We start from the raw sequence: 21916 nt of genomic DNA on the forward strand, positions 1-21916 counted from the left end.
GCTTTGCGATTCACTCCGAGAGCTGAAAACGCTCGAAGCGATCGAGCTCCTCCTCGATCCGCTGCTTCAGCGCCGTGCGGCCCGCCGTTTTCTTGCCCTGTCCGACCCAGGTCCATTTCTGCATCAGGAGCTTCTTGGCCTGCCGGTCGGTCTTGAGATCGAGCGCGGCGACGATCTCGTCGCCGACCAGCACGGGCAGCGCGAAATAGCCGAGCTTGCGCTTGGCCTTCGGCACATAGGCCTCGAACAGATGGTTGTAGCCGAAGATGAGATTGGTGCGCTTGCGCTGGATGATCAGGGGATCGAACGGCGAGAGGATGTGGACCAGATCGGGGGAGACCGCCTCACTGCTGGGCTCCAGCACGGCCGGCGCCGCCCAATGCTCCTGCTTGCCGGCGCCGTCGAGCGCGACCGGCACGAGCTCGCCGCGGCGGACGCGGGAAGCGATCAGGCCGGCCACCGCCTTCTTGCGCGGGGCGTCGAGGTGGCAGATCGAATCGAGGCTCACCACACCTTGCGACCGCAACGCGCGGTCGAGCAGATAGGTCGTGATCTCCCTTGTCGAGGCAGGCCTTGGCAGCGTGTCCCAGCCGAAATGGCGCGTCATCAGCTCGTAGGTCTTGAGCATGCCCTGCCGCTCGCTGATGGTGACGGCGCCGGTATAGAAGGCCAGCTGCAACGCCCGCTTGGAGGGCTTGCGGCTCTGCCACAGATGCTCCTTCTCGACGAGCACGTCATCCTCGATGTCGCGGATGGTCAGCGGACCGGCCCGCAGCAGCCGCATCACCTTGCGCATGTCGGCGGGCTTCACCGAGGCGAACCATTTGTGCCCCTCGCGCCGATGCTCGCGCATCGCCGGCAGGAAGAAACGGAAGTCGCCGGTCGGCACGTAGGAGAGCGCGTGGGTCCAATACTCGAACACGCTTCTGTCGGCGCTCTGGGCATGGCGCAGATCGGCGCGGCGATAGGACGGGATCCGGCTGAACAGAATGTGATGATGGCAGCGCTCGATGACGTTGATGGTGTCGATCTGCACATAGCCGAGATGAGCGACCGCATCCGCGACGGCCTGTGCTCCCTCGCCGAACGGGGTGCGCTCATCCAGCCGCTGGGCATGCAGCCAGATCTGCCGGGCCTGTCTCGTGGTGAGGGGATGGGGTTTGAGCGTGCGTGACATTGCAGAATGCAATGTAGCGAGATTCGCGCGCAGGCAAACAATCGAGGCAAAGAAAACCGCGCTGCCATCGACTGGCAGCGCGGCCGGTCGACGAACGCTCGGCTATTTCGCGCTCATCTTCTGCATCTTCATGTAGTGCTTGCAGGCGCCGCGCATATTGGCTTTGCTCATCTCGGAGTTGGCCGAAGCCATTTCCTTCGCCATCGCCTGCTTGGCCGGCGAATCCACCGTTCCCATCGCGGTGATCGACTTGCCCATCGCTTCGCCCGTGCAGGGCTGCATCTTGGCTGCGAAAGCCGGCGATGCCGAAAACGCGGCGAGCAGAACGACCGAAAGCAAGATCTTCATCTAATGTCTCCTCCGTAGAGCGAACCGGCGCCATGCCGGTCAACACGATAGCCATTCTTTAGCGACAAGTTTGCAGGGAGAAGACATTTTCGTTGCTGCGCCGCAGCGCAAGCCCGCTGTCAGCGTGCGACTTTTGGGCGCTCCCCCCGCGGCTGCCGGTAGCGACCTCCGGCTCCGGCACATTGCCCGGTTCGGCGGGCCACCGCGGGAGTCCGTCTCCCGGGCAAGGAGCCCGCGCCCTCAACGTGATTTCAGTCATACCGGGCCTGCCGCGGTGTGAACCTGTCCCGCGGAGAATGCGACCACTGCTATTGGGACGATCGGCTCCGCTGCCGATGGGGCCGCGAAACGTGCCGGTTCACCGCCCGAAAGCCGGAAAATACGCGAGAACAGGCCTGGAAGCGCTGTCGACCACCGTGACCAAGATCACATCCGGGGCTTTGAACCTGCCCTATGCTCGCAGCATCAAATCGCTATCAGGCGTAACAGCGAGGATACGACAATGACCCGTTTTGATAAATTCTTTGGACTGAAGGCGATTGCTCTTTCCGCAGCCCTGTCGATGACGACGGGCCTGGCTCTGGCCGGCGACAGCAATGTCTCCACCGACAAGATCCTGGATGCACTGAAGCCCAAGCCGGCAACCCGCGGCCTGTCCGTCGGTCCGCAGACCGACACGACCGCGCAAGCCAAGGAGGCGACCTTCCTGAACACGGTGCGCAACCGCTCGACCCGGTCGCTCTCGACGGGCGAGCGCGAGCAGATCGCCGAGCTCGCGGCGACCAAGCCGAAGATCGACCTGGAAATCCAGTTCGACTACAACTCGGCCGATATCGCCAAGACCTCGATGCCCTCGGTGCAGGCGCTCGGCAAGGCGCTGTCCGATCCGGCGCTGAAGGGCTCGACCTTCGTGGTCGCCGGGCACACCGACGCGACCGGCGGCGAACAGTACAATCAAGGCCTCTCCGAACGGCGCGCCGACACCATCAAGAAGTACCTGGTGCAGAACTACGGCCTCAACGGCAACGATCTCGTCACGGTCGGCTACGGCGAGACCAAGCTGAAGGATACCGCCAACAGCTCCGACGCCGTCAATCGCCGCGTCCAGGTCGTCAACATGGACACCAAGACCGCGTCGAAGTAACTCGCCATCATGGCGCGAAACACGCCGCCTGCCGCAACCCGGCAGGCGGCGATGTCATATCCAGCTCTGGAACAGCATCAGCCGGTTGAAGCTCCGCATCGAGGTGCCGATAAAGGCCGCCGAGATCGGCAGCATGATTGCAAAGCCGATCGCCGCAATGCCGACATAGGCCCACAGCAGCCAGCGCGGCAGGCCGCCCCGGCGCAGCACATAGACCAGGGCGAGCGAGGCCGCCGTGGCGGCCGGTAGATAGTAATAGATGAAGCCCAGCGTGCGCGGCAGCAACGCCCAGGCGAGCCACGGGCCGACATAGAACGCCGCAATCAGGAATGCATCCCAACGGCGCTCGACGACGAAATCGCGCAGCACGACGACGAGCGCGAGCAAAGCCGGCCACAATACCAGCGGATTGCCGAGGAACACGACCGCGGAGACGTTGTCTTCCGCAATCTTGTCGAACAGGAACCAGACCGGCCGCGCCAGCAGCGGCCACGACGGCCACGAGCTCATGTAGGTATGCCCGGCAATCGCGGTCGTGGTGTTGTCGGTAAAGATCCGCCGCTGCGCCTCGATCAGCTCCGGCACCGACATCCCGTAGAGCGGAACGAAAGCGGCAAGGTAGGCCACACCGGGCAAGACCGCGAAGCACAGCGCGACATGATGCAGCCGGAGGCCGGGCCAAAGATCCGGTCGATACCAATCGTCCGGCTTGGCGTCGGCGAACAGCGTGCGCCAGCCCTGCATCAGGCGGATCACGGCGACGATGACGATGCAAACGCCGAGCGGAAACAGGCCGCTCCATTTGCAGGCCGCAGCAAGGCCGAACAGGCTGCCCGCGAGCGCGAACAGCGCCTGCGGTCGCTCTCGTCGAAATCCATGCATGAAGGCGGCCGTCGCGAGCAGACCGAAGCCGAGCGCAAAGATGTCGAGCATGGCGATGCGCGCCTGCACGTACAGCATCTGGTTCAGCCCCGCGATCAGCGCCGCGGCGATCGCGGGGCCTTGCGCCGCGAACAGCGCGAGGCCGCACAGATAGATCGCGACGATCGCCAATGCGCCGAACAATGTCGCGGGATAGCGCCAGCCAAGCGCGTTGTCGCCGAAAACCGCGATCGAGGCCGCGATCAGCTCCTTGGCCAGCGGCGGATGCATCGGATTGAGCATCGCCTGCGACATCGCCGGTGCCAGCATCTGCCGCGCCGCCGGCACGTAATGCACCTCGTCGAAGACGAACTTTTCCGGCGTCGTCAGTCCGATCAACAGCGCGAGATGCGCGACCAGGAAAATCGCGACAGCAATGACTGCGCTCCGCGACATCTTTGGAACTGCGGATGATTGAAGCGGCTGCTGAGGGGCTGTTTTGCGTGGCAAATTTGCGTCACCGCGGACAAAAATGAAAGCTTCGTTTTTCATTGAACGCATTCTGCCGCAACTGTCACTAAGCATGACGCACGTCCCGCGCCGCTTGTGATAATTCCGCCACATCGCAAGCAAGCGCGATCCGGTACGATCAGGGACATATCGATCGGTTACAAAATGAATTTGCGTTTCTGGTTTTTCTCCACCCTACTGTCGGCCGCGTTGTGCGCGGGTCCTTGCGCGCTGGCGCAGACGCGCGTCGGCGAAGCCGTCGTGATCCAGAACGAGGTGGTGCGCGTCGCTGCGACCACCACGCCGATCAATGTCGGCGACAGCATGCTGCGCGATGAGACCGTGCGCACCGGCGCCGATAGCGCGGCGCGCTTCGTGATGGCCGACAGCACCAATCTGTCGCTCGGCCCCAGCGCCACGCTGAAGCTCGACCGCACCGTCTTCAACGACGAGCGCAGCTATCGCGACGTCGCGATCCGCATGACCACCGGCGCATTCCGTTTCGTCACCGGACATTCCGATAAGTCCGCCTACAAGATCACGACGCCGCTTGCGACCATCGGCGTGCGCGGCACCACGCTCGACATCCTCTCGCAGCGCGGACGCTCCGTCGTCGTGCTTCAGGACGGCGCAGCCAGCGTCTGCACGAGGAGCGGCCAGTGCGTGCAGCTCACCCAGCCCGGCGACACCGCGATCATCACATCGACCGGCGGCAAGGTCGGCATCACCAAGTCCGGCACGCCGCCCTGGACCTTCGCCGCCAACTGCGCTGCAAGCGCCGGGCTATGCGCGGTGAACCAATATGCCGGCGCCTCGCCGACCATCTCGCCCGCCGTCCACGACGACGGCATGCTGTGCGGGCGCTGACCATGGCAAGACAGAGCGTCAGCCGGATCATCCTCGCCTCCCTGCTGGCTGCGATCGCAGCCTTTGCGCTTGTCGTATTCGATGCCCGCCCGGCGGCTGCGCAAACGTCGGAGTGCGGGTCCGAATGCGGCGAGCCGGAGCCCAATCCGTCCCCGACCACTTCTCCGTCGCCGTCCCCGTCCCCGACCTATTCCCCGTCACCCAATCCATCACCCACGCCGACGCCCTCCCCGTCGCCGAGCCCGGCTCCGTCACCGTCGCCGAGCCCTTATCCGCCGCCGTCCGGACCCACCGGCGCGGATTCCAGCGGCAATTCGATCGGCGGCCTCGCCAATCAGCGCTTCAACCAGATGATCACCAACCGGGTGCTCGGCACGGTGCTGCTCGGCGTCAACGAGCAGATCAATTGCGGCGACTGCGTCAGCGCGTTCGGTTCGGCCGGATCGTTCTCCGCCGGCATCCACGGCCGCAAGGCGCTGACCAACAATCTGTCGCTCCTCGCCGGCATCGCCTACACGCACTACGACGGGCGTGGCTACGAGATCACGAGCGCGCCGATTGGCGCATTCGCGCTGCGCTATGACTTCACCGATTGGGGTTCCTCGCGTCCGTTCTTCGACATCGGCACGATTCTGACGCCGTGGGAGAAGGCGCGCTACACGCGGAGCTACGATACCAGTCTCGGCCCGGTCAGCGTGACCAGTTCGACCAATGCTTCGAATTACGCCGTCTATGGTCGCGCCGGATGGATCAGTCGCCTCTCGCCGCGAGACGAGGTGGCGGCCTCGATCGAGGTCTGGCAGCTATGGCAGCGCGTGTCCGGCTACAGCGACGGTGCCGCGGCGTTCAATCCGTTCGACGCCAGCATCGCAACCGGGACGGACCGCACCAGCCTGGTCAAGATCGGCGGGCAGTGGACGCATCTGTTCGGCAGCAACATCGAGACCAATATCAACGGCGGCTGGGTGCAGTCGTTCGCCAGCCACAGCGGCATCGTGGCGACCGTGACCGGTCAGGGCACGGTGGTGCCGACCATTGGCAACCAGGGCTGGTTCGAATATGGCGGCCGCCTCGGCTTCCGCGTGCAGAAGGGCTGGATCGTGGATCTCTTCGCCAACGGCACGCTCGGCCCGCAGCCGGTCGGCAACACGATCCACGGCGGCGTCGGGCTGAGGATCAATTACTGAGACAAGGCACGGTCTTGTAGGGTGGGCAAAGCGTAGCGTGCCCACCAGCTCTCTCAACTGGAGACAGGTGGTGGACACGGCGCAAGCGCGCCTTTGCCCACCCTACGGCACCTGTGCGAATGTCAAGCCGCCGACTTGCCCTCGAACGCGCGGCGCAACGCGTCGATATCCAGCTTCACCATCTTCATCATCGCCTGCACCGCGCGCGCGGCGGCGGCCTTGTCGGGGCTCGACAGGAATTCGAACATCACCTTCGGCACCACCTGCCAGGCCACGCCCCAGCGGTCCCTCAGCCAGCCGCACTGCTCCTCCTTGCCGCCATGAGCGAGGAAGGCATTCCAGACGCTGTCGACCTGGGCCTGGTCGTCGCAATGGATCATCAGCGAGATGGCGTGGGTGTACTCCATCGTCATGCCGCCGTTGAGCGCGACCAAGGGCTGCCCGGCCAGAGTGAACTCGACGACCAGCACAGAGCCTTCCTTGCCGGAGGGACCATCCGAGACGTTGCGCTGAACGTGCGTGATGGCCGAGTTCGGCACGAGCGAGGTGTAGAACTTCGCGGCTTCCTCGGCATCGCCGTTGAACCACATGCAGGGTACGACCTTGGACATCGTGAATGCTCCTCTGGGATTTAGCGTTCGGAAGGACGGCGATCAGGCATTCGCCAGCGCGGGCTGCGGAGGGACCGAAGCCATATCCAGCCAATTCACACCCCACATATGGCCGTCCGGATCCTCGAAGCTGCGGCCGTACATGAAGCTGTATTCGTCCTTGGGGCTGGGATCGGCCACCCCGCCCGCGGCCTCGGCCCTGCCGACGATATCGTCGACCTCGTTGCGGGTATCGGCGGACAGGCAGAACAGCGCCTGGTTCGAGGTCTTTGCGTCGGCGATCGGCTTGGGCGTGAACTGACGGAATTTGTCGTGGGTCGTCAGCATCGCGTAGATGGTCTCGGAAAAGACCATGCAGCTCGCCGTGTCGTCGCTGAATTGCGGATTCCGGGTCGCCCCGATCGCCTCGTAGAAGGCGGTCGCGCGCTCGAGGTCGGTCACGGGTAGATTGAGGAAGATCATCCTGGGCATCGGAAGCTCCTTGGGCGGGGTTCTGCCCAAGGACGGATGGGCCGACAGCCATCCGACAGCGCTTCCGGATATTTTTTCAGGCTCCTGCCGCTTCGGCCGCATAGAACCGGCAGGCTGACCCTCAGGCTATTTCTTCTCGTTCGGATCCCGATGCACCGGATCGATCCACAGCACGGTCTCGGGTTTCTCGACCGGCTCGATGTCGAGGTTGATCGCCACGGCCTCGCCGTCACTGCGCACCAGCACGCATTCCAGCACCTCATCCGGGCTGGCATTGATCTCCTGATGGGGCACGTAAGGCGGGACGAAGATGAAATCGCCAGGGCCGGCTTCCGCCGTGAATTGCAGGCTCTCGCCCCAGCGCATCCGCGCCTTGCCCTTCACGACGTAGATGACGCTTTCGAGATGGCCGTGGTGATGTGCGCCGGTCTTGGCGTCGGGCTTGATGCTGACCGTGCCCGCCCACAATTTCTGCGCGCCGACGCGCGCGAAATTGATTGCAGCCGCACGATCCATGCCGGCTGTGGACGGCACGTTTGTATCGAGCTGGTTGCCGGGAATGACGCGCACGCCGTCATGTTTCCAGCGATCATCATGATGATCGTGATCATGGTGAGAGTGCGAGTGGTCATGGCCGGTCATGGGACTTGCTTTCTGTTGGTTCCGTGCGCGGCAAACTAACCCGAAGCTTCGCCCGCGAGCCATAACAAAATTGGAACCCTCATAGCTCCAGGACGTTGTCCTTGCGAACAAAATGGAAGGAGAGTTTCATGGGCAGCACGACCGACAAAATCAAAGGTACCGCCAACGAGGCGATCGGCAAGGCCAAGCAGGGCATCGGTGAAGCCACCGGTTCCGACCGCCTCAAGGGTGAAGGCGTGGTTCAGGAAGTGAAGGGCAAGGGCCAGCAGGCCATGGGCGATGCCAAGGATGCGGCCAAGGATGCGATCGATCGCGCCGCGGCAGCCGCAAAGCGCGCGGCGGAGTGACGCACGCAAATCTGAATGCGAGAAGACCGGCCGTAAGGCCGGTCTTTTTGTTTCGACTGCTCTCTACGTCATTCCCGGCTGCGCCGTCACTTTACCGCGAGCAATTCCACGTCGAACATCAGCGTCGCGTTCGGCGGGATCACGCCGCCGGCGCCGCGCGCGCCGTAGCCGAGCTGCGGCGGGATGATCAGCGTACGCTTGCCGCCGACCTTCATGGAAGCAACGCCCTCGTCCCAGCCGGCGATGACGCGGCCCTTGCCGATCGGGAATTCGAACGGCTCCTTACGGTCGACGGAGCTGTCGAATTTCTTGCCCTTCTGGCCGTTCTCATAGAGCCAGCCGGTATAGTGCATCACGCAGATCTGGCCGGCCTGCGGCGAGGCACCGGTGCCGACGGTGGAATCGATGATCTGCAAGCCTGAAGCTGTGGTCATGGTCTTTCCTGCGGTTTGGGCCGAGGCCGTGGTGGAGACGAAATGCGACACGCCTGCGATCACGGTGATCGCGAGTGCCGACATCAGGGTGAGGAGCGCGCGCTGGAAACGCTGCATAAGGCACCTTCCGTTTGAGGCGGAAGGTGTCTAGCGCAACGCGGGTGGGGTTTCCACCCCTCACACCTCGATATTTTCCAGCCGGACCGGAAGCTTGCGGATGCGCTGGCCCGTGGCGTGGTAGATCGCATTGCAGATCGCCGCATTGGTGCCGACATTGCCGAGCTCGCCGACGCCTTTCACGCCGACGGGATTGATGCGGTCATCCTGCTCGGACAGCAGGATGACCTCGACGTCGGCGACGTCCGCATTCACGGGCACGAGGTAATCGGCGAGATTGTCGTTGACGTAGCGCGCATTGCGCTCGTCGATCTCGGTGGCCTCCAGCAAGGCCGAGGACATGCCCCAGATCAGTCCGCCCATCAGCTGGCTGCGCGCGGTGCGCGGGTTCATGATGCGGCCCGCGGCGAAGGCGCCGACCAGGCGGGGGCAGCGGATCTCATGCGTGAAGCGATTGACGCGGACCTCGACGAACTCCGCGCCGAACGCATAGGCGATCTGGTCCTTCATCTGGTGACCGCCCACGAGCCGCACCTGCCCGCTATGCATGGCGCGGAAGGAATCCGGCGGCGCGCCTTCCGGCTTCCACTCGCCATATTCCTCGACCACGCCGACCCCGAGGGCGTCGAATGCCTTCTCCAGATCCAGTGGCTGGTCGCCCTTCGCGGCCTGCGTGGCCGGTGTCTGGCCGATGCCCACGGTTTCCCTGGCCTTGTCCGTCAGGCTTTGGCCCGGCATCACCGCCTTGAACAGGCGCTGCCGGATCTGGTCGCACACCATCGTCACCACGGAGCAGGTGCTGGCCGTGGAGTTCGAGCCTCCGGCAACGGGCGCCGGCGGCAGATCGCTATCGCCGATGAAGACCGCGACCTTCTCCAGCGGCACGCCGAGCCTTTCGGCCGCGGTCTGGGCAATGACAGTGTAGGCGCCGGTGCCGATTTCGTGGCCGGCGATCTCGACCCGGGTGCGGCCGTCGCGCTGCAGACGCACGCGTGCTGCTGCGGGCCCCATCTGCGCCGGATAGCAGGTAGCAGCACAGCCATAGCCGATCAGCCAGTCGCCGTCCGACATCGATTTGGGCTGAGGCGAGCGCTGCGCCCAGCCGAACGCCTTGGCAGCCTCGTCGAAGCAGGCCATCAGCGAGCGCGAGGTGTAGGGCTTGCCGCCGATGGGCTCGTTGGTGGCGTCATTGACACGGCGAAGCTCGACCGGATCCATGTTCAGCTTGACCGCGAGCTCGTCCATCGCGCTTTCCAGCGCGAACAGATACGGCACCTCGGGCGGCGAGCGCATGAAGCCGGGCGTGTTGCGGTCGGCCCGCACGATCGAGACCAGGCTGTCGACATTCGGGCAGGCATAGAGGCGCGTCGTCGTCTTGGTGCCGCCGACGCAATAGGCGTCCGGGCGCGATGACACCTCGGCGCCATCATGCCTGAGCGCGACCAACTTGCCGTCGGGGCGCGCGCCAAGCTTGATCTCGTGGCGGGTCTCGGCACGGTAGGTGGTGATGGTAAAGCCCTGGTCGCGGGTCGGGACCAGCTTGACCGGCCGGTTCAGCCGCTTGGCGATGCCGGCGATGATGGCGGTACGCGGCGTCATGGAGCCGCGCGCACCGAAGCCGCCGCCGACATAGGGGTTGACCACCCGCACCTTGTCGGCGTCGATACCGAGCTGCTCGGCCACGCCATACTTCAGGCCGTAGACGAACTGGCTCGGCTCGTAGATGACGAGCTCGTCGCCCATCCAGGCGCAGCTCGTCGAGAACAGCTCCATCGGGTTGTGATGCTGCGTCGGCGTCTCGTAGGAGGCGGTCAGCTTGACCTCGGCCTCGTCGAATGCCTTGGCGAAATCGCCGACTTTCGGGTCTTCCTTGAACTGGGCATTCTGCCCCTTCGCAGCCGCTGCGGTCGTTCCCGGCGAGTCGAAGGTCGCGCTTGGCGTGGTCGCGGTGTGCCTTACCTTGACGCGGTTGGCGGCCTCGCGCGCCGCTTCGTAGGTTTCGGCAACGACGACCGCGATGATCTGGCCGTCATGGGCGATCTCGGCGGATTTGAGCGGCTGGATCGTCGTGCCCGCATAGCCGCCGTTGCTGAAGAGCTTGGAATCCTTCAGCTTCGGTGCGTTTTCGTGGGTAACGATATCGATCACGCCGCGGACACGCCTGGCTTCATCGAGATCGAAGCTGTCGATGCGTCCCTTGGCGATGGCGCTGGTGACGAGGAAGGCATAGGCGGGATCGGCGAGCGGCATGTCGGACGCATAGGTTGCGCGCCCCGTCACCTTTACGACCGCGTCGTAGCGCGGCGCAGGCTGACCCATGTTCGTCTTCGGCTCGGGAGCAGCAGCGGTCATGATCAGATCTCCATCGTTACGGCCTGCTGGAGCGCACGTGCCACGACGCGCTTGCCAAGCGCGATCTTGAAGCTGTTGTGCCGCCGCCCCCTGGCGTCCGCGAAGGCGGCATCGGCAACGCGCTGCGCCAGGCCGCCATCGAATTTCTGTCCTTTCAACAGCGCCTCCGCCTCGCGCGCCCGCCAAGGCACGGTGGCGACACCGCCGAGCGCAACGCGCGCATCGCGGATCGTGCCGTTCTGCACGTCGAGGGCGACCGCAGCAGAGGACAGCGCAAACTCGTAGGACTGCCGGTCGCGCGCCTTGAGATAGACCGAACGGGGCCAGCGTCCGGAGATGGAGAACGCCGAGATCAGCTCACCGGGTTGCAGCGTGGTCTCGATCTCGGGGGTGGTGCCAGGCGTCTTGTGCAGCTGGGCAAACGGCAGGCTGCGGGCCCCGGATTTGCCGGTGATCTCGACCGTTGCATCCAGAGCCATAAGCGCCTGCGCGAAATCGCCGGGATAGGTCGCGATGCACTGGTCGGAGACGCCGAGCACCGCGTGCATGCGGTTGATACCGTCCATGGCGGCGCAGCCCGAGCCGGGATTACGCTTGTTGCAATTGTCATAGGACACGTCGCGGAAATAGCTGCAACGCGTTCGCTGCATCACGTTGCCGCCGAGCGTCGCCATGTTGCGCAGCTGGGCGCTGGCGGCAAGCTTCAGGGAATTGGCGATCACCGGATAGCTGCGCTGGATTTCGTCATGCGCGGCCACGTCCGACATCTTCGCGAGCGCGCCGAGGCGCACGCCATCGCCCTTGGGCTCGATTGCCGACCAGCTACGCGCGAGCGGATTGATGTCGACGATCGCGGAGGGACGCATCACGTCGAGCTTCATCAAATCGATCAGCGTGGTGCCGCCGGCGAGCGGCTGCGCGCGGGCCTGGGTCAGCGGATCGTTCGCGGCCGCAGCGGCGCCGAGCGCCCGCACGGCCGTATCGGGATCTGTTGCCCTCTGGTACGAAAACGGTCGCATGCGCCTAGCCTTTCATGATCTCGGGCGCGGCCTGCTTCACGGCGGCGACGATGTTGGGATAGGCGGCGCACCGGCAGATATTTCCGCTCATATATTCGCGGATGTCGGCCTCGTTGCCGGCATGGCCCTCCTTGACGCAGGCAATGGCGGACATGATCTGGCCGGGCGTGCAATAGCCGCACTGGAACGCGTCGTTGTCGATGAAGGCCTGCTGCATCGGATGCAGCCGATCGTCGGTGGCGAGGCCCTCGATCGTCGTGATCTCCTGCCCCTCGGCCGCAAGCGCGAGCGTCAGGCACGACACCACCCGCCGGTCGTCGATCAGCACCGTGCAGGCGCCGCACTGGCCGTGGTCGCAGCCCTTCTTGCTGCCGGTGAGCTTGAGATGCTCGCGCAGCGCATCGAGCACCGTGGTTCGCGCGTCGATGTGCAGGCGCTTGTCCTTGCCGTTGACCCGCAGCGTGACATCGACGGGAAGGGACGGATCCTGTGCCGCCGGGGCCCGGGCCTCCTCTGCGGCCGCGCGGGCCGTGAGCGGGACCAGCGCGCTGCCGGCCGCGCCGGCCATGAAGGCGCGCCGGTCGAATGTTGATTGCCTGGAACCTGGTGTGTCGGACATCGACGCCTCCGCCGCTGATCTCTCAAGGCAGCGCACGCCTGCACCGCTCATCGCCCCTTAACCGGAAGCAATGAGCTCCGTTCCGAACGGGAAAGGGCGATGCGGCAAAAGCCGCATCGCCTTCGTCAACTTTTCCTGATGTCGTGCGAGGAACTCGCTGGGATCAATAACCCAGGGCGCAGCCGTCCTTGCGCGGGTCGGAACCGCCGGTGAGCGTGCCCTTGTCCCAATCGATCCAGATCGCCTGCGCGCCGCCGAGCGGGCTGACCACGCTGGTGGTCTTGTGACCGAGCTTCTTCAGGCCCTCGACGATTGCGGCCGGCACGCTGTCCTCGAGCTGATACTGGCCCTCGTAGTGCAGGCCGCGCGGCATGTCGATCGCTTCCTGCACGTCGCAGCCGTAATCGAGGATGTTGGTCAAGACATGGGTTTGGCCGGTCGGCTGATACTGTCCGCCCATCACGGCAAACGACATCATCGAACGGCCGCCCTTGGTGAGCAGGCCGGGCATGATCGTGTGCAGCGGGCGCTTGCCGCCTTCGATGCAGTTGGGATGGCCGGGCTGGATGCGGAAGCCGCCGGCGCGGTTCTGGAACAGGACGCCGGTCTTGTTGGAGACGATCGCCGAGCCGAAGGAATGCGCGACCGAATTGATGAACGAGCAGACGTTGCGGTCTTTGTCCACCACCGTGATGTAGATGGTTGAGGGATTCATCGGCGGCGCGACATTCGGCAGGTCGAGCATGCCGTCCATGCTGATCTTGCTGATGTACTCGTCGGCAAAACCCTTTTCGAGCATCTCGGCGACATTGATCTTCATGTGCTCGGGAGAGGCGACATGCATCTCGCGGTTCATGTAGGCGATGCGCGCGGCTTCCGCCTCGAGATGGAAACGCTCGACGCTGACGGGCGCGTACTTGGTCAGATCGAAGCGCGACAGGATGTTGAGCATCAAGAGCGCGGTGACGCCCGGACCGTTCGGCGGGCACTGCCAGAAATCATAGCCCTTATACATGGTGCCGATCGGCGCTGTGGTCTCGGTGGTGTGCGCGGCGAAATCGTCCAGCGTGTGCAGGCCGCCGATGCCACGCAGCGTCTCGACCATGTCTTCCGCGATCGGGCCCTTGTAGAAGGCATCGCGGCCGTCCTTGGCGATCGCCCGCAGGGTCTTGCCGAGCTCGGCCTGGCGGATGACGTCGCCGGCCACGGGCGGCTTGCCGCCCGGCAACAGGTAGCGAACCGTGTTGGTGCCGGCCTTCAGCTTCTCGAACTGGTTCTTCCAGTCGAAGGCGATGCGGGGCGCGACAACGTAGCCCTCCTCGGCGGCCTTGATCGCGGGCTGGAGCAGCCGGTCGAAGCCGAACTTGCCGTGATCGCGCAAGACGGTGGCGAAGGCATCGACCACGCCGGGGATCGACACCGCATGGGCCGAGGTCAGCGGCACGGAGTTGATCTTGCGTTCGAGATACCAGTCGGCATTCGCAGCCTTCGGCGCGCGGCCGGAGCCGTTATAGGCGACGATCTTGCCCTCGCCGCGCGGCTGGACCAGCGCGAAGCAGTCGCCGCCGATGCCGGTCGATTGCGGCTCGATCACGCCGAGCACGGCCGAGCCTGCCACGGCCGCATCCACCGCGGTGCCGCCCTCGCGCAGCACCTCGATCGCCGCGAGCGAGGCCTGCGGGTGCGAGGTCGCAACCATCGCGTTGGTGGCGTGGACCGTGGACCTGCCGGGGAAATGGAAGTTTCTCATCGAATTTCTTGCTCTCTTGGCCGTGGGCGCGGGTGGCGCGCTATGTCGGAAAAACCGGGTCTACATGACACATTCACGCGGCCCTCGGCAATGCTGGCATGCCAGCGAAATGGCTGCCATCCGCTGGACGTATGGACCTTCGCGGCCGGCGGCGATGTGGGTTTTCCGAGCGGCGGGCGCCTGCTAAACGAGCCGCCATGTCTGATCCGCACTCGGTCACCAAGGTTGCAGCCTTCTACCAATTCGCCGCCCTCCCGGATTACCGCGAGCTGCGCGAGCCCCTGCGCGCGTTCTGCGCCGGCCTGGAGCTGAAGGGCAGCGTGCTGCTGGCGCAGGAGGGCATCAACGGCACGCTCGCCGGCGCGCCGGACGCGATCGACGCCTTCGCACATGAGCTGGCGCACGGCGACCTGTTCGGCGGCAGGCTCGACAATCTCGAATTGAAATTCTCGACCGCCGGGGCGATGCCGTTCGGGCGGCTCAAGGTGCGGCTGAAGAAGGAGATTGTCACCCTTGGCGACGCCGCTGCCGATCCGACCCGCCAGGTTGGCACCTACGTCGATGCAAGCGAATGGAACGCGCTGATCTCCGCGCCCGACACGCTGCTGCTCGACACCCGCAACGCCTTCGAGGTGGCGATGGGAACGTTCGCGGGCGCGGTCGATCCCGGCATCAGGAGCTTCGGCCAGTTCAAGGATTTCGCCGCCGAGCGGCTCGATCCGGCAAAGCATCGGAAGATCGCGATGTTCTGCACCGGCGGCATCCGCTGCGAGAAGGCAAGCGCGCATCTGCTCGCGCGCGGATTTGCCGAGGTCTATCACCTCAAGGGCGGCATCCTCAAATATCTGGAAGAGGTGCCGGAGGCGCAGAGCCGATGGAGCGGCGAATGCTTTGTGTTCGACGAGCGCGTCGCGCTCGGCCACGGTTTGCGCGAACGGAATAAGGACGCAGCGCGTGACGAATGAGATCAGGACGCTGAGCGAGCGCATCGACACGCTGGAGACGCGCCTCGCCTATCAGGACGACACGATCGAGACGTTGAACCAAACCATCACCGCGCAGTGGAAGCAGATCGATCTGTTGACGCGGAAGATCGCAGAGCTCGGCGAGCGGCTGCAGGACGCCGAGGCCAATGCGCCTGGGCCAGCCAACGAGCCGCCGCCGCATTATTGAGCCGTCTACTGGCCGGACGCCTTGGGCATCAAATTCATGAGCTCGCCGGACATCATCAGGCGGTTGCGGCCTGCGTCCTTGGCCGCGTAGAGCGCGCGGTCGGCCGCTTCAAGCAGCGAGCCCACGCCCGCCGTGCGTTCCAGCGCGGGCCGGCACGTCGCGCCGCCGACCGAGGCGGTGACGCAGCCGGCGGCCTGATTGCTGTCATGAACGAGGCCGGCGTCGTGAATGGCCTTGCGGATCCGTTCACCGACCTGGGCGCAGCCGGCGGCATCGGTGTTCGGCAGCAGCATGGCGAATTCCTCGCCGCCATAGCGCGCTGCCAGATCGCCGGCGCGCTGCGTCTCGGCCGCGATGATCTTTGCGACCAGGCGCAGGCAGGCATCGCCCGCGGGGTGGCCGTATTCGTCGTTATAGGCCTTGAAATGATCGACATCGATCATGAGTAAGGCGAGGCTGGAGCGGTCGCGATAGGCGCGCGCCCATTCCTCCTTCAGCCGCTCGTCGAAGCGGCGGCGGTTGGCAAGGCCCGTGAGGCTGTCCTCGATCGCCAGCGTCTCGAGCCTGGTTTCCAGCTTCTTTTGCTCGGAGATGTCGCGGGAGATCGCGACCACGCCGTCGACGCGGCCATTGTCCTTGCGCGTCACCCGCATGGTCGATTCCAGCCAGACTTCGCCGTCTTGCCGGTGCGAGTTGCGGTAGGTGAGGCGCGCCTCCTCCCGCTCGCCACGCTTCATGGCGTCGACGACGGCCTGAACCGCCGGCAGATCCTCGGGATTGATGCCCGCCAGCGCCGGCGTGCCGACCAATTGATTGGGGCGCCAACCGACGACGCGCACGGACGAGGGCGAGACATAGCGCAGGTGCTCGTCGAGCCCGATGCGGGTCACCATGTCGCTGGAGCCTTCGGCGAGCAGGCGGAAATGCGCCTCCTTCTCGACCAGCGCCGCGGCCATGCGCTGGCCGCGCTGCAGCTGCCGCACCAGCACGGCGCCGATGACCGCGATCAGCAGCACCAGCGCGACGACGTAGAGCAAGCGGGAGATTGCCGCGGCACGCCAGGGCGCCAGCAGCTCGTCCTTGTCGACCGTGGCAATCAGGAGCAGCGGGAAACGGCTGCTGCGCTTGAAAAAGCTGACGCGCTCGGCACCGTCCAGCGGCGACTTGAAATGGTAGGCGCCGCTAGGCCGCTGCAGGCTGGCGTCGCGGAAGAAGGGCGTGTCGGAAACGCTGCGTCCGACGAACGTCTCGTTGCTGGGATTGCGCGCGATCATCAGGCCGTCGCCATGCGTGAGCGACACCGAGCTGTTGCGGCCGATCTCGAACTGCTCGTAGAAGTGCGAAAGATACTTTGAGCTGATGGTCGCGATCACCACGCCGCCGAAGCTACCGTCCGGCTTGTTGAAGCGGCGCGACAGCGTGACCACCCATTCTCCGTCCAGGAGGCTCTTTACGGGAGGGCCGACATGGGGCTCTCGTTTCGAGGAGAGCCGATGATAGCGGAAGAACGCATCATCGCTGAGCGTTGACCCGATCGTCCCAGGCGAGGTCAGCCAGTTACCCTGGTCGTCGATGATGGCGAGGCTGTGAATGCGCTCGAGGGCCTTCTTGCGCGCTTCCAAAAGGATGCGCAGCTTCGCGATCGTGACCGGTGCAGTGCCGTCCATTTCGAGCCGGCTGACGACGCCAACAACGCCGGAATCCAGGAGATCGAGGCTGTCCTCGGCATGCTGGGTCAGCGACCTGGCGACGTTTGCCATTTCGGTCTCGGCACCCCTCAGCACCGCGTCGCGCGCGGTCCATTCGCGCCAGCCGCTGACGCCGAGGATGGCCGCGCCGGTCAGCGCGACGAAAGCCGCCGCACGCAACGGCAGGTGGCTCCATCCAGTTCGCTGGGTCGTCGCACTCATGCGGCAGAATTTCTCCGATGCTCGGAGCCTCTGCCGCTTCTATTAGTGAACTCTGAAATCGCGACGGCAATACGCAGAGTCTGCCGGTTTCCCGGTAGTCTTACGGACGCCGCAATCGGCGCATCGCTAACAAGATATTAGCGAACCTATCGGAATCCGGCGCGCCTCCGCCCGCTAGCTGAAGATCGCCTTGACCTTGTCCCAGAGCGAGGGACTGTCGGCCTCGGCATCGGCCTTCGAGGGCGTCGGCTGTGCCGCGCTCACGGGATCGGATGCCGGGAAGCTGTCCTTCAGCCCGGCGTCGAGCTTGGATTGCCGATCGGCGGCCAGCGCCTCGTGCAGATCGTCGGCGTGCTTGTCGGGCGGCGCGGGATTGAATGTCTCAGCCATGATGTCCTCCGTCAGGGTCAACGCGGCGCTGCGGCGCTGGTTCCCCTGTTCCGCTGAGGGCCGAGGGTGTATCAGGGGCGATAACCCTGTTCAGGACCATTCGTGCCCCAAACTGCAAAAAAGCCTTTCATCGACGTGCTCTCCGGCCAGCGCCAGAGCATCCCGCCCATGTGGATGATGCGGCAGGCCGGCCGCTATCTGCCGGAATATCGCGAGGTGCGCGCCAAGGCCGGCGGCTTCCTCGACCTCTGCTTCAATCCGGAGCTTGCGGCGGAGGTAACGCTGCAGCCGATCCGCAGGTTCGGCTTCGACGCCGCGATCATCTTCTCGGACATTCTCGTCATCCCCTACGCGCTCGGGCGCTCGGTGCGGTTCGAGGTCGGCGAGGGCCCGCGGCTGGATCCGCTGGATGATCCCGCCAAGGTCGCGACGCTGGCGCCACGCGCCGACTTCGGCAAGCTCAAGCCGGTGTTCCAGGCGCTCAAGCTCGTGCGCGGCGCGCTGGACCCGAAGATCGCGCTGATCGGCTTCTGCGGCGCGCCGTGGACGGTCGCGACCTACATGGTCGCCGGCCAGGGCACGCCCGACCAGGCGCCGGCACGGATGATGGCCTACCGGCATCCGGAGGCGTTCGCGAAGATCATCGACGTGCTGGTCGAGAACTCAGTCCAATACCTGCTGGCGCAGCTCGAAGCCGGCGCCAATGCCTTGCAGATCTTCGACACCTGGGCGGGCGTGCTGCCGCCGGCCGAATTCGCGCGCTGGTCGGTCGAGCCGACGCGGCGCATCGTCGAGGGGGTGCGGGCCAAGGTGCCCGATGCCAAGATCATCGGCTTCCCCCGCGGCGCCGGCGCGCTGCTGCCGTCCTACGTCGAGGCGACGGGCGTCAATGCGGTCAGCATGGACTGGACTGCGGAGCCGGCCTTCATCCGCGACCACGTGCAGAGCAAGGTGGCCGTGCAGGGCAATCTCGATCCGCTGGTGCTGATCGCGGGCGGCGTCGCGCTCGATCGCGCGATCGACGACGTGCTGGCCAATTTCGCGCAAGGGCGCCTGATCTTCAATCTCGGCCACGGCATTCAGCCGGAAACGCCGATCGCCCATGTCGAGCAGATGATCAAGCGCGTGCGGGGCTGATCGGCGAGCGGTGTCTCCGCATCGTCATGGCCGGGCTCGTCCCGGCCATCCACGCCTTGCCACGCGCCATGAAGAACGTGGATGCCCGGGACGAGCCCGGGCATGACGAGCTTCGCGATGAGGCTCAGCGCGGCCGGCTGCGCTCGATGATCTCGGCGGCGCCCCTGGTCAGCAGGTCCAGACCCACCTCACGCCCGAGCTCGCGGGGGCGGTCGGCCGGGCCTTCGCGCGAAGCCTCGATGATGGTGTTGCCGGAGAGGTCGAGCACGGATGCGGTGAGCGACATCCGATCGCCCGCGATGGTCGAGAAGCCCGCCACCGGCGAATTGCAATGGCCGTTCAGCACCCACAGCACCTCGCGCTCAGCGTCGGCGCAGGCATGCGCGGCGGGATCGTCGATCGACGACAGGATTTGTCGCGTCTGCCAGTCCTGCGCCGCGCATTCGACGGCGACGATGCCCTGCCCCGCCGCGGGCAGCATCTCAGCCGGGGTGAATTCATAGGCGATGCGATCGGCGAGGCCGACGCGGTCGAGGCCCGACCGCGCCATGATCAACGCATCGGCCGGCCCCACGGCGCCGCCACCCGGCAGCCGCTGCTTCTCGCCGTTGTCGAGCTTGCGCACGCGCGTGTCGGCGGCGCCGCGGAAGTGGATCACCTCGACCTCCGGAAACAGCCGCCGTGCATAGGCGGCGCGGCGCACCGCGTTGGTGCCGAGCTTGAAACCCTTGCCGCGCGACTGGCGCAGCGCCGCCAACGTCACGCCGTCACGCAGCACCAGAGCGTCGGTCGGCGGATCGCGCGACAGCGTGGCGCCGATGACGAGGCCGGGCGTGTCCTCGTTGCCCGGCATGTCCTTCAGCGAATGCATTGCCGCGTGCAGTTCGCCCGACCGCACGGCGGCCCGGATCTGCGCCACGAAGGCGCCGCCCTTGCCGCCATGCGGCAGCAGCTTGCTGGTCTGGTCGAGATCGCCCGTGGTGTCGAACTTGACGATCTCGACGTCGAGACCGGGCACGGCGGCGGTCAGGCGGCGCGCGATTTCTTCCGTCTGGGCCAGCGCCATCGCGCTCTTGCGGGTGCCGATCTTCAGTCGCGTAGCCAAGTCCTGGTCCTTTCGAGCGACGCATCGTTATCTTTGAGCATGATCTGATCGGAAAACCGGTTCCCACTTTTCCGGATCATGCTCTACCGCGCGTCCTCCAATATCATGTCGGAGGCCTTTTCGGCGATCATGATGATCGGCGCATTGGTGTTCCCCGAGACGAGGTCCGGCATGATGGAGCCGTCGACGACCCGCAGGCCTTCGAGACCCCTCACCCTCAACCGCTGATCCACCACTGCGAGTGGGTCATTGCCCATACGACAGGTCGAGGTCGGATGGTAGATGGTGCTGCCGCGCTCGCGGCAATAATCCAATATTTCGGCATCCGTAGCTACCTTCGCCCCGGGATCGTACTCGCTGACCACGAACGGCTTCAGCGCCGGCGCGTTCAGGATCTTGCGTAAGATCTTGATGCCTTCGACGTTGGTGGTGCGGTCGGTCTCGGTCGACATGTAGTTGATGCGGATTTCCGGCGGCACGGTCGGGTCGGCGCTTCTGATGCGCAGTGAACCGCGACTCTCGGGGCGGAGCTGGCACACTGAAGCGGTGAAGCCGGAGAAATCGTGCAGCTTCTCGCCCATCTTGTCGGTCGAGAACGGCAGGAAGTGCACCTGGATGTCGGGCGAGGCGAGCCGCGGGCTGGTCTTGAAGAACGCGCCGGCGGTGCCGGCCGCAATCGTCAGCCATCCCTTCCGGAACAGCGCATAACGCGCGCCGGCCATGGTGCGGCGGAGCGGATGATTGACGGTGTCGTTCAGCGTGATCTTCTGCGAGCAACGCATCACGATGCGGACCTGCATGTGGTCCTGCAGGTCGTGACCGACGCCCGGCGCATCCAACACGACGTCGATGCCGTGCTTGCGCAGGAGATCGGCGGGACCGACGCCGGAGAGCTGGAGCAGCTGCGGCGAGTTGTAGGCGCCGCTTGAGAGCACGATCTCTTTTCGCGCGCGAGCGCGGCGGAGTTGCGCGCCCTGCCGATACTCGACGCCGACGGCGCGGCGGCCCTCGAACAGCACGCGGTGGCCGAGCGCGTTCGTCTCGATCTTGAGATTGCCGCGTGCCTTAGCCGGGCCGAGATAGGCCACCGAGGTCGAGGCGCGGCGGCCGTTGCGCGTCGTGGTCTGGAACAGGCCGACGCCCTCCTGCGTGGCGCCGTTGAAGTCGGGGTTGTAGGGCAGGCCGCTCTCGACCGCGGCGTCGATGAAGGCCTTTGACAGCGGGTCGGTGACGACCATGTTGGAGACCGGCAGCGGTCCGCCCGTGCCGTGATATTGATCGGCGCCGCGCGACTGGTTCTCGGCCTTCTTGAAATAGGGCAGCACGTCGTCATAGCCCCAGCCGGTATTGCCGAGCTGACGCCATCGGTCGTAATCCTCGTGCTGGCCGCGGACATAAAGCAGGCCGTTGATCGAGCTCGAGCCGCCCAGCGTCTTGCCGCGCGGTTGGAACACCTGGCGGCCCTTCAGCTCGGGCTCCGGCTCGGTCTGGTACATCCAGTTGACGGTCTTCTCCTTGAACAGCTTGCCGTAGCCGAGCGGCACGTGGATCCAGATATTGGAATCCTTTGGCCCGGCCTCGAGCAGCAGCACTGTGTGCTTGCCGTTCGCCGACAGCCTGTTGGCCAGAACGCAGCCGGCAGAGCCGGCGCCGACGATGATGTAATCGAACTCTGGATCGGACGGCGTGAGGGAGGAAGTTGCGTTCATGCGCTGCGGTTCTTCTTGTTGGAGCGGGCGTTCCGG

Annotated in this window: 22 protein-coding genes; 7 read left to right on the forward strand and 15 right to left on the reverse strand. The window is 65.3% G+C overall.

All coding sequences use genetic code 11. The features are described from left to right. Positions 1 to 10: 10 nt before the first annotated feature. Complete coding sequence (locus DCM79_RS21240; RefSeq protein ID WP_257176194.1) at positions 11 to 1177, reverse strand: winged helix-turn-helix domain-containing protein; 1167 nt, start codon at positions 1175 to 1177, stop codon at positions 11 to 13. Positions 1178 to 1279: 102 nt separating this feature from the next. After that, positions 1280 to 1525 carry a hypothetical protein gene (locus DCM79_RS21245; protein WP_028134798.1) on the reverse strand — a complete coding sequence of 82 codons (246 nt, stop codon included), beginning with the start codon at positions 1523 to 1525 and terminating at the stop codon, positions 1280 to 1282. A 502-nt stretch (positions 1526 to 2027) separates the two neighbouring features. Between DCM79_RS21245 and DCM79_RS21250 the strand changes: the two genes are divergently transcribed. Next, the gene (locus DCM79_RS21250; RefSeq protein WP_257176195.1) at positions 2028 to 2669 is read left to right on the forward strand and encodes an OmpA family protein; all 642 of its coding nucleotides are present in this window, start codon (positions 2028 to 2030) and stop codon (positions 2667 to 2669) included. A gap of 54 nt (positions 2670 to 2723) precedes the next feature. Here the strand turns inward: DCM79_RS21250 and DCM79_RS21255 are convergent, their stop codons facing one another. Further along, positions 2724 to 4154, reverse strand: a complete 1431-nt coding sequence (locus DCM79_RS21255; protein WP_257176196.1) for a phospholipid carrier-dependent glycosyltransferase — start codon at positions 4152 to 4154, stop codon at positions 2724 to 2726. 51 nt (positions 4155 to 4205) lie between these two features. Between DCM79_RS21255 and DCM79_RS21260 the strand changes: the two genes are divergently transcribed. Next, the gene (locus tag DCM79_RS21260) at positions 4206 to 4907 is read left to right on the forward strand and encodes a FecR domain-containing protein (protein WP_257176197.1); all 702 of its coding nucleotides are present in this window, start codon (positions 4206 to 4208) and stop codon (positions 4905 to 4907) included. A 2-nt stretch (positions 4908 to 4909) separates the two neighbouring features. Then, on the forward strand, positions 4910 to 6094 hold the full coding sequence (locus tag DCM79_RS21265) for a hypothetical protein (protein ID WP_257176198.1): 1185 nt from the start codon (positions 4910 to 4912) through the stop codon (positions 6092 to 6094). A gap of 122 nt (positions 6095 to 6216) precedes the next feature. Here DCM79_RS21265 and DCM79_RS21270 read toward each other — a convergent pair whose 3' ends face one another. The 3 genes from DCM79_RS21270 to DCM79_RS21280 form a co-directional block, all read right to left on the reverse strand. Then, entirely contained in the window at positions 6217 to 6705 is a 489-nt protein-coding gene (locus tag DCM79_RS21270; protein WP_028134792.1) for a VOC family protein, read from the reverse strand. A gap of 42 nt (positions 6706 to 6747) precedes the next feature. After that, on the reverse strand, positions 6748 to 7176 hold the full coding sequence (locus DCM79_RS21275; protein WP_028134791.1) for a VOC family protein: 429 nt from the start codon (positions 7174 to 7176) through the stop codon (positions 6748 to 6750). A gap of 126 nt (positions 7177 to 7302) precedes the next feature. Then, entirely contained in the window at positions 7303 to 7818 is a 516-nt protein-coding gene (locus DCM79_RS21280; protein WP_028134790.1) for a cupin domain-containing protein, read from the reverse strand. A 128-nt stretch (positions 7819 to 7946) separates the two neighbouring features. Here DCM79_RS21280 and DCM79_RS21285 point away from each other — a divergent pair, with 128 nt between their 5' ends. After that, positions 7947 to 8165 (forward strand): CsbD family protein, encoded by a 219-nt coding sequence (locus tag DCM79_RS21285; protein ID WP_257176199.1) that lies wholly within the window; start codon positions 7947 to 7949, stop codon positions 8163 to 8165. A gap of 86 nt (positions 8166 to 8251) precedes the next feature. Here the strand turns inward: DCM79_RS21285 and DCM79_RS21290 are convergent, their stop codons facing one another. The 5 genes from DCM79_RS21290 to ggt form a co-directional block, all read right to left on the reverse strand. Next, positions 8252 to 8716 carry an FKBP-type peptidyl-prolyl cis-trans isomerase gene (locus DCM79_RS21290; protein WP_212092113.1) on the reverse strand — a complete coding sequence of 155 codons (465 nt, stop codon included), beginning with the start codon at positions 8714 to 8716 and terminating at the stop codon, positions 8252 to 8254. Positions 8717 to 8776: 60 nt separating this feature from the next. After that, on the reverse strand, positions 8777 to 11068 hold the full coding sequence (locus tag DCM79_RS21295; protein ID WP_257176200.1) for a xanthine dehydrogenase family protein molybdopterin-binding subunit: 2292 nt from the start codon (positions 11066 to 11068) through the stop codon (positions 8777 to 8779). A 2-nt stretch (positions 11069 to 11070) separates the two neighbouring features. After that, a complete protein-coding gene (locus DCM79_RS21300; RefSeq protein WP_257176201.1) occupies positions 11071 to 12087 on the reverse strand; it encodes a xanthine dehydrogenase family protein subunit M in 1017 nt (338 codons plus the stop codon). A 4-nt stretch (positions 12088 to 12091) separates the two neighbouring features. Then, complete coding sequence (locus DCM79_RS21305; RefSeq protein WP_373568140.1) at positions 12092 to 12655, reverse strand: (2Fe-2S)-binding protein; 564 nt, start codon at positions 12653 to 12655, stop codon at positions 12092 to 12094. Between the two features lie 214 nt (positions 12656 to 12869). After that, positions 12870 to 14456 (reverse strand): gamma-glutamyltransferase, encoded by a 1587-nt coding sequence (gene ggt, locus DCM79_RS21310; RefSeq protein ID WP_257176203.1) that lies wholly within the window; start codon positions 14454 to 14456, stop codon positions 12870 to 12872. A 197-nt stretch (positions 14457 to 14653) separates the two neighbouring features. On the opposite strand from ggt, the gene DCM79_RS21315 reads away from it, so the two are divergent. Both DCM79_RS21315 and DCM79_RS21320 read left to right on the forward strand, forming a co-directional pair. Further along, positions 14654 to 15421 carry a rhodanese-related sulfurtransferase gene (locus DCM79_RS21315; RefSeq protein WP_257176204.1) on the forward strand — a complete coding sequence of 256 codons (768 nt, stop codon included), beginning with the start codon at positions 14654 to 14656 and terminating at the stop codon, positions 15419 to 15421. Further along, a complete protein-coding gene (locus tag DCM79_RS21320; RefSeq protein WP_257176205.1) occupies positions 15411 to 15629 on the forward strand; it encodes a SlyX family protein in 219 nt (72 codons plus the stop codon). The genes DCM79_RS21315 and DCM79_RS21320 overlap by 11 nt, the downstream gene beginning before the upstream one ends. A gap of 5 nt (positions 15630 to 15634) precedes the next feature. Here the strand turns inward: DCM79_RS21320 and DCM79_RS21325 are convergent, their stop codons facing one another. Together DCM79_RS21325 and DCM79_RS21330 are read right to left on the reverse strand one after the other, a co-directional pair. Next, positions 15635 to 17539 (reverse strand): diguanylate cyclase, encoded by a 1905-nt coding sequence (locus DCM79_RS21325; RefSeq protein ID WP_257176206.1) that lies wholly within the window; start codon positions 17537 to 17539, stop codon positions 15635 to 15637. 174 nt (positions 17540 to 17713) lie between these two features. Then, positions 17714 to 17929, reverse strand: coding sequence for a hypothetical protein (locus DCM79_RS21330; protein ID WP_257176207.1), 216 nt, complete (start codon positions 17927 to 17929; stop codon positions 17714 to 17716). Between the two features lie 102 nt (positions 17930 to 18031). Between DCM79_RS21330 and hemE the strand changes: the two genes are divergently transcribed. Next, complete coding sequence (gene hemE / locus DCM79_RS21335; RefSeq protein ID WP_257176208.1) at positions 18032 to 19066, forward strand: uroporphyrinogen decarboxylase; 1035 nt, start codon at positions 18032 to 18034, stop codon at positions 19064 to 19066. A 124-nt stretch (positions 19067 to 19190) separates the two neighbouring features. Here the strand turns inward: hemE and hemC are convergent, their stop codons facing one another. Further along, positions 19191 to 20171, reverse strand: coding sequence for a hydroxymethylbilane synthase (hemC, locus tag DCM79_RS21340; protein WP_257176209.1), 981 nt, complete (start codon positions 20169 to 20171; stop codon positions 19191 to 19193). Positions 20172 to 20254: 83 nt separating this feature from the next. Continuing rightward, positions 20255 to 21880, reverse strand: a complete 1626-nt coding sequence (locus DCM79_RS21345) for a GMC family oxidoreductase (RefSeq protein WP_257176210.1) — start codon at positions 21878 to 21880, stop codon at positions 20255 to 20257. Positions 21881 to 21916 lie beyond the last annotated feature (36 nt).

The organism is Bradyrhizobium sp. WBOS07 (assembly GCF_024585165.1).
Classification (GTDB): Bacteria; Pseudomonadota; Alphaproteobacteria; order Rhizobiales; family Xanthobacteraceae; genus Bradyrhizobium; species Bradyrhizobium japonicum_B.

What these genes read in the sequence shown, in the direction of transcription:
- DCM79_RS21250 (WP_257176195.1), top strand. Translation starts at nt 2,028, where the DNA reads ATGACCCGTTTTGATAAATTCTTTGGACTGAAGGCGATTGCTCTTTCC.
- DCM79_RS21260 (WP_257176197.1), top strand. Translation starts at nt 4,206, where the DNA reads ATGAATTTGCGTTTCTGGTTTTTCTCCACCCTACTGTCGGCCGCGTTG.
- DCM79_RS21280 (WP_028134790.1), bottom strand. Translation starts at nt 7,818, where the DNA reads ATGACCGGCCATGACCACTCGCACTCTCACCATGATCACGATCATCAT.
- DCM79_RS21290 (WP_212092113.1), bottom strand. Translation starts at nt 8,716, where the DNA reads ATGCAGCGTTTCCAGCGCGCGCTCCTCACCCTGATGTCGGCACTCGCG.
- DCM79_RS21325 (WP_257176206.1), bottom strand. Translation starts at nt 17,539, where the DNA reads ATGAGTGCGACGACCCAGCGAACTGGATGGAGCCACCTGCCGTTGCGT.
- DCM79_RS21300 (WP_257176201.1), bottom strand. Translation starts at nt 12,087, where the DNA reads ATGCGACCGTTTTCGTACCAGAGGGCAACAGATCCCGATACGGCCGTG.
- DCM79_RS21245 (WP_028134798.1), bottom strand. Translation starts at nt 1,525, where the DNA reads ATGAAGATCTTGCTTTCGGTCGTTCTGCTCGCCGCGTTTTCGGCATCG.
- DCM79_RS21345 (WP_257176210.1), bottom strand. Translation starts at nt 21,880, where the DNA reads ATGAACGCAACTTCCTCCCTCACGCCGTCCGATCCAGAGTTCGATTAC.
- DCM79_RS21315 (WP_257176204.1), top strand. Translation starts at nt 14,654, where the DNA reads ATGTCTGATCCGCACTCGGTCACCAAGGTTGCAGCCTTCTACCAATTC.
- DCM79_RS21285 (WP_257176199.1), top strand. Translation starts at nt 7,947, where the DNA reads ATGGGCAGCACGACCGACAAAATCAAAGGTACCGCCAACGAGGCGATC.
- DCM79_RS21275 (WP_028134791.1), bottom strand. Translation starts at nt 7,176, where the DNA reads ATGCCCAGGATGATCTTCCTCAATCTACCCGTGACCGACCTCGAGCGC.
- DCM79_RS21305 (WP_373568140.1), bottom strand. Translation starts at nt 12,655, where the DNA reads ATGGCCGGCGCGGCCGGCAGCGCGCTGGTCCCGCTCACGGCCCGCGCG.
- DCM79_RS21330 (WP_257176207.1), bottom strand. Translation starts at nt 17,929, where the DNA reads ATGGCTGAGACATTCAATCCCGCGCCGCCCGACAAGCACGCCGACGAT.
- DCM79_RS21240 (WP_257176194.1), bottom strand. Translation starts at nt 1,177, where the DNA reads ATGTCACGCACGCTCAAACCCCATCCCCTCACCACGAGACAGGCCCGG.
- DCM79_RS21265 (WP_257176198.1), top strand. Translation starts at nt 4,910, where the DNA reads ATGGCAAGACAGAGCGTCAGCCGGATCATCCTCGCCTCCCTGCTGGCT.
- ggt (WP_257176203.1), bottom strand. Translation starts at nt 14,456, where the DNA reads ATGAGAAACTTCCATTTCCCCGGCAGGTCCACGGTCCACGCCACCAAC.
- DCM79_RS21270 (WP_028134792.1), bottom strand. Translation starts at nt 6,705, where the DNA reads ATGTCCAAGGTCGTACCCTGCATGTGGTTCAACGGCGATGCCGAGGAA.
- DCM79_RS21295 (WP_257176200.1), bottom strand. Translation starts at nt 11,068, where the DNA reads ATGACCGCTGCTGCTCCCGAGCCGAAGACGAACATGGGTCAGCCTGCG.
- DCM79_RS21255 (WP_257176196.1), bottom strand. Translation starts at nt 4,154, where the DNA reads ATGTGGCGGAATTATCACAAGCGGCGCGGGACGTGCGTCATGCTTAGT.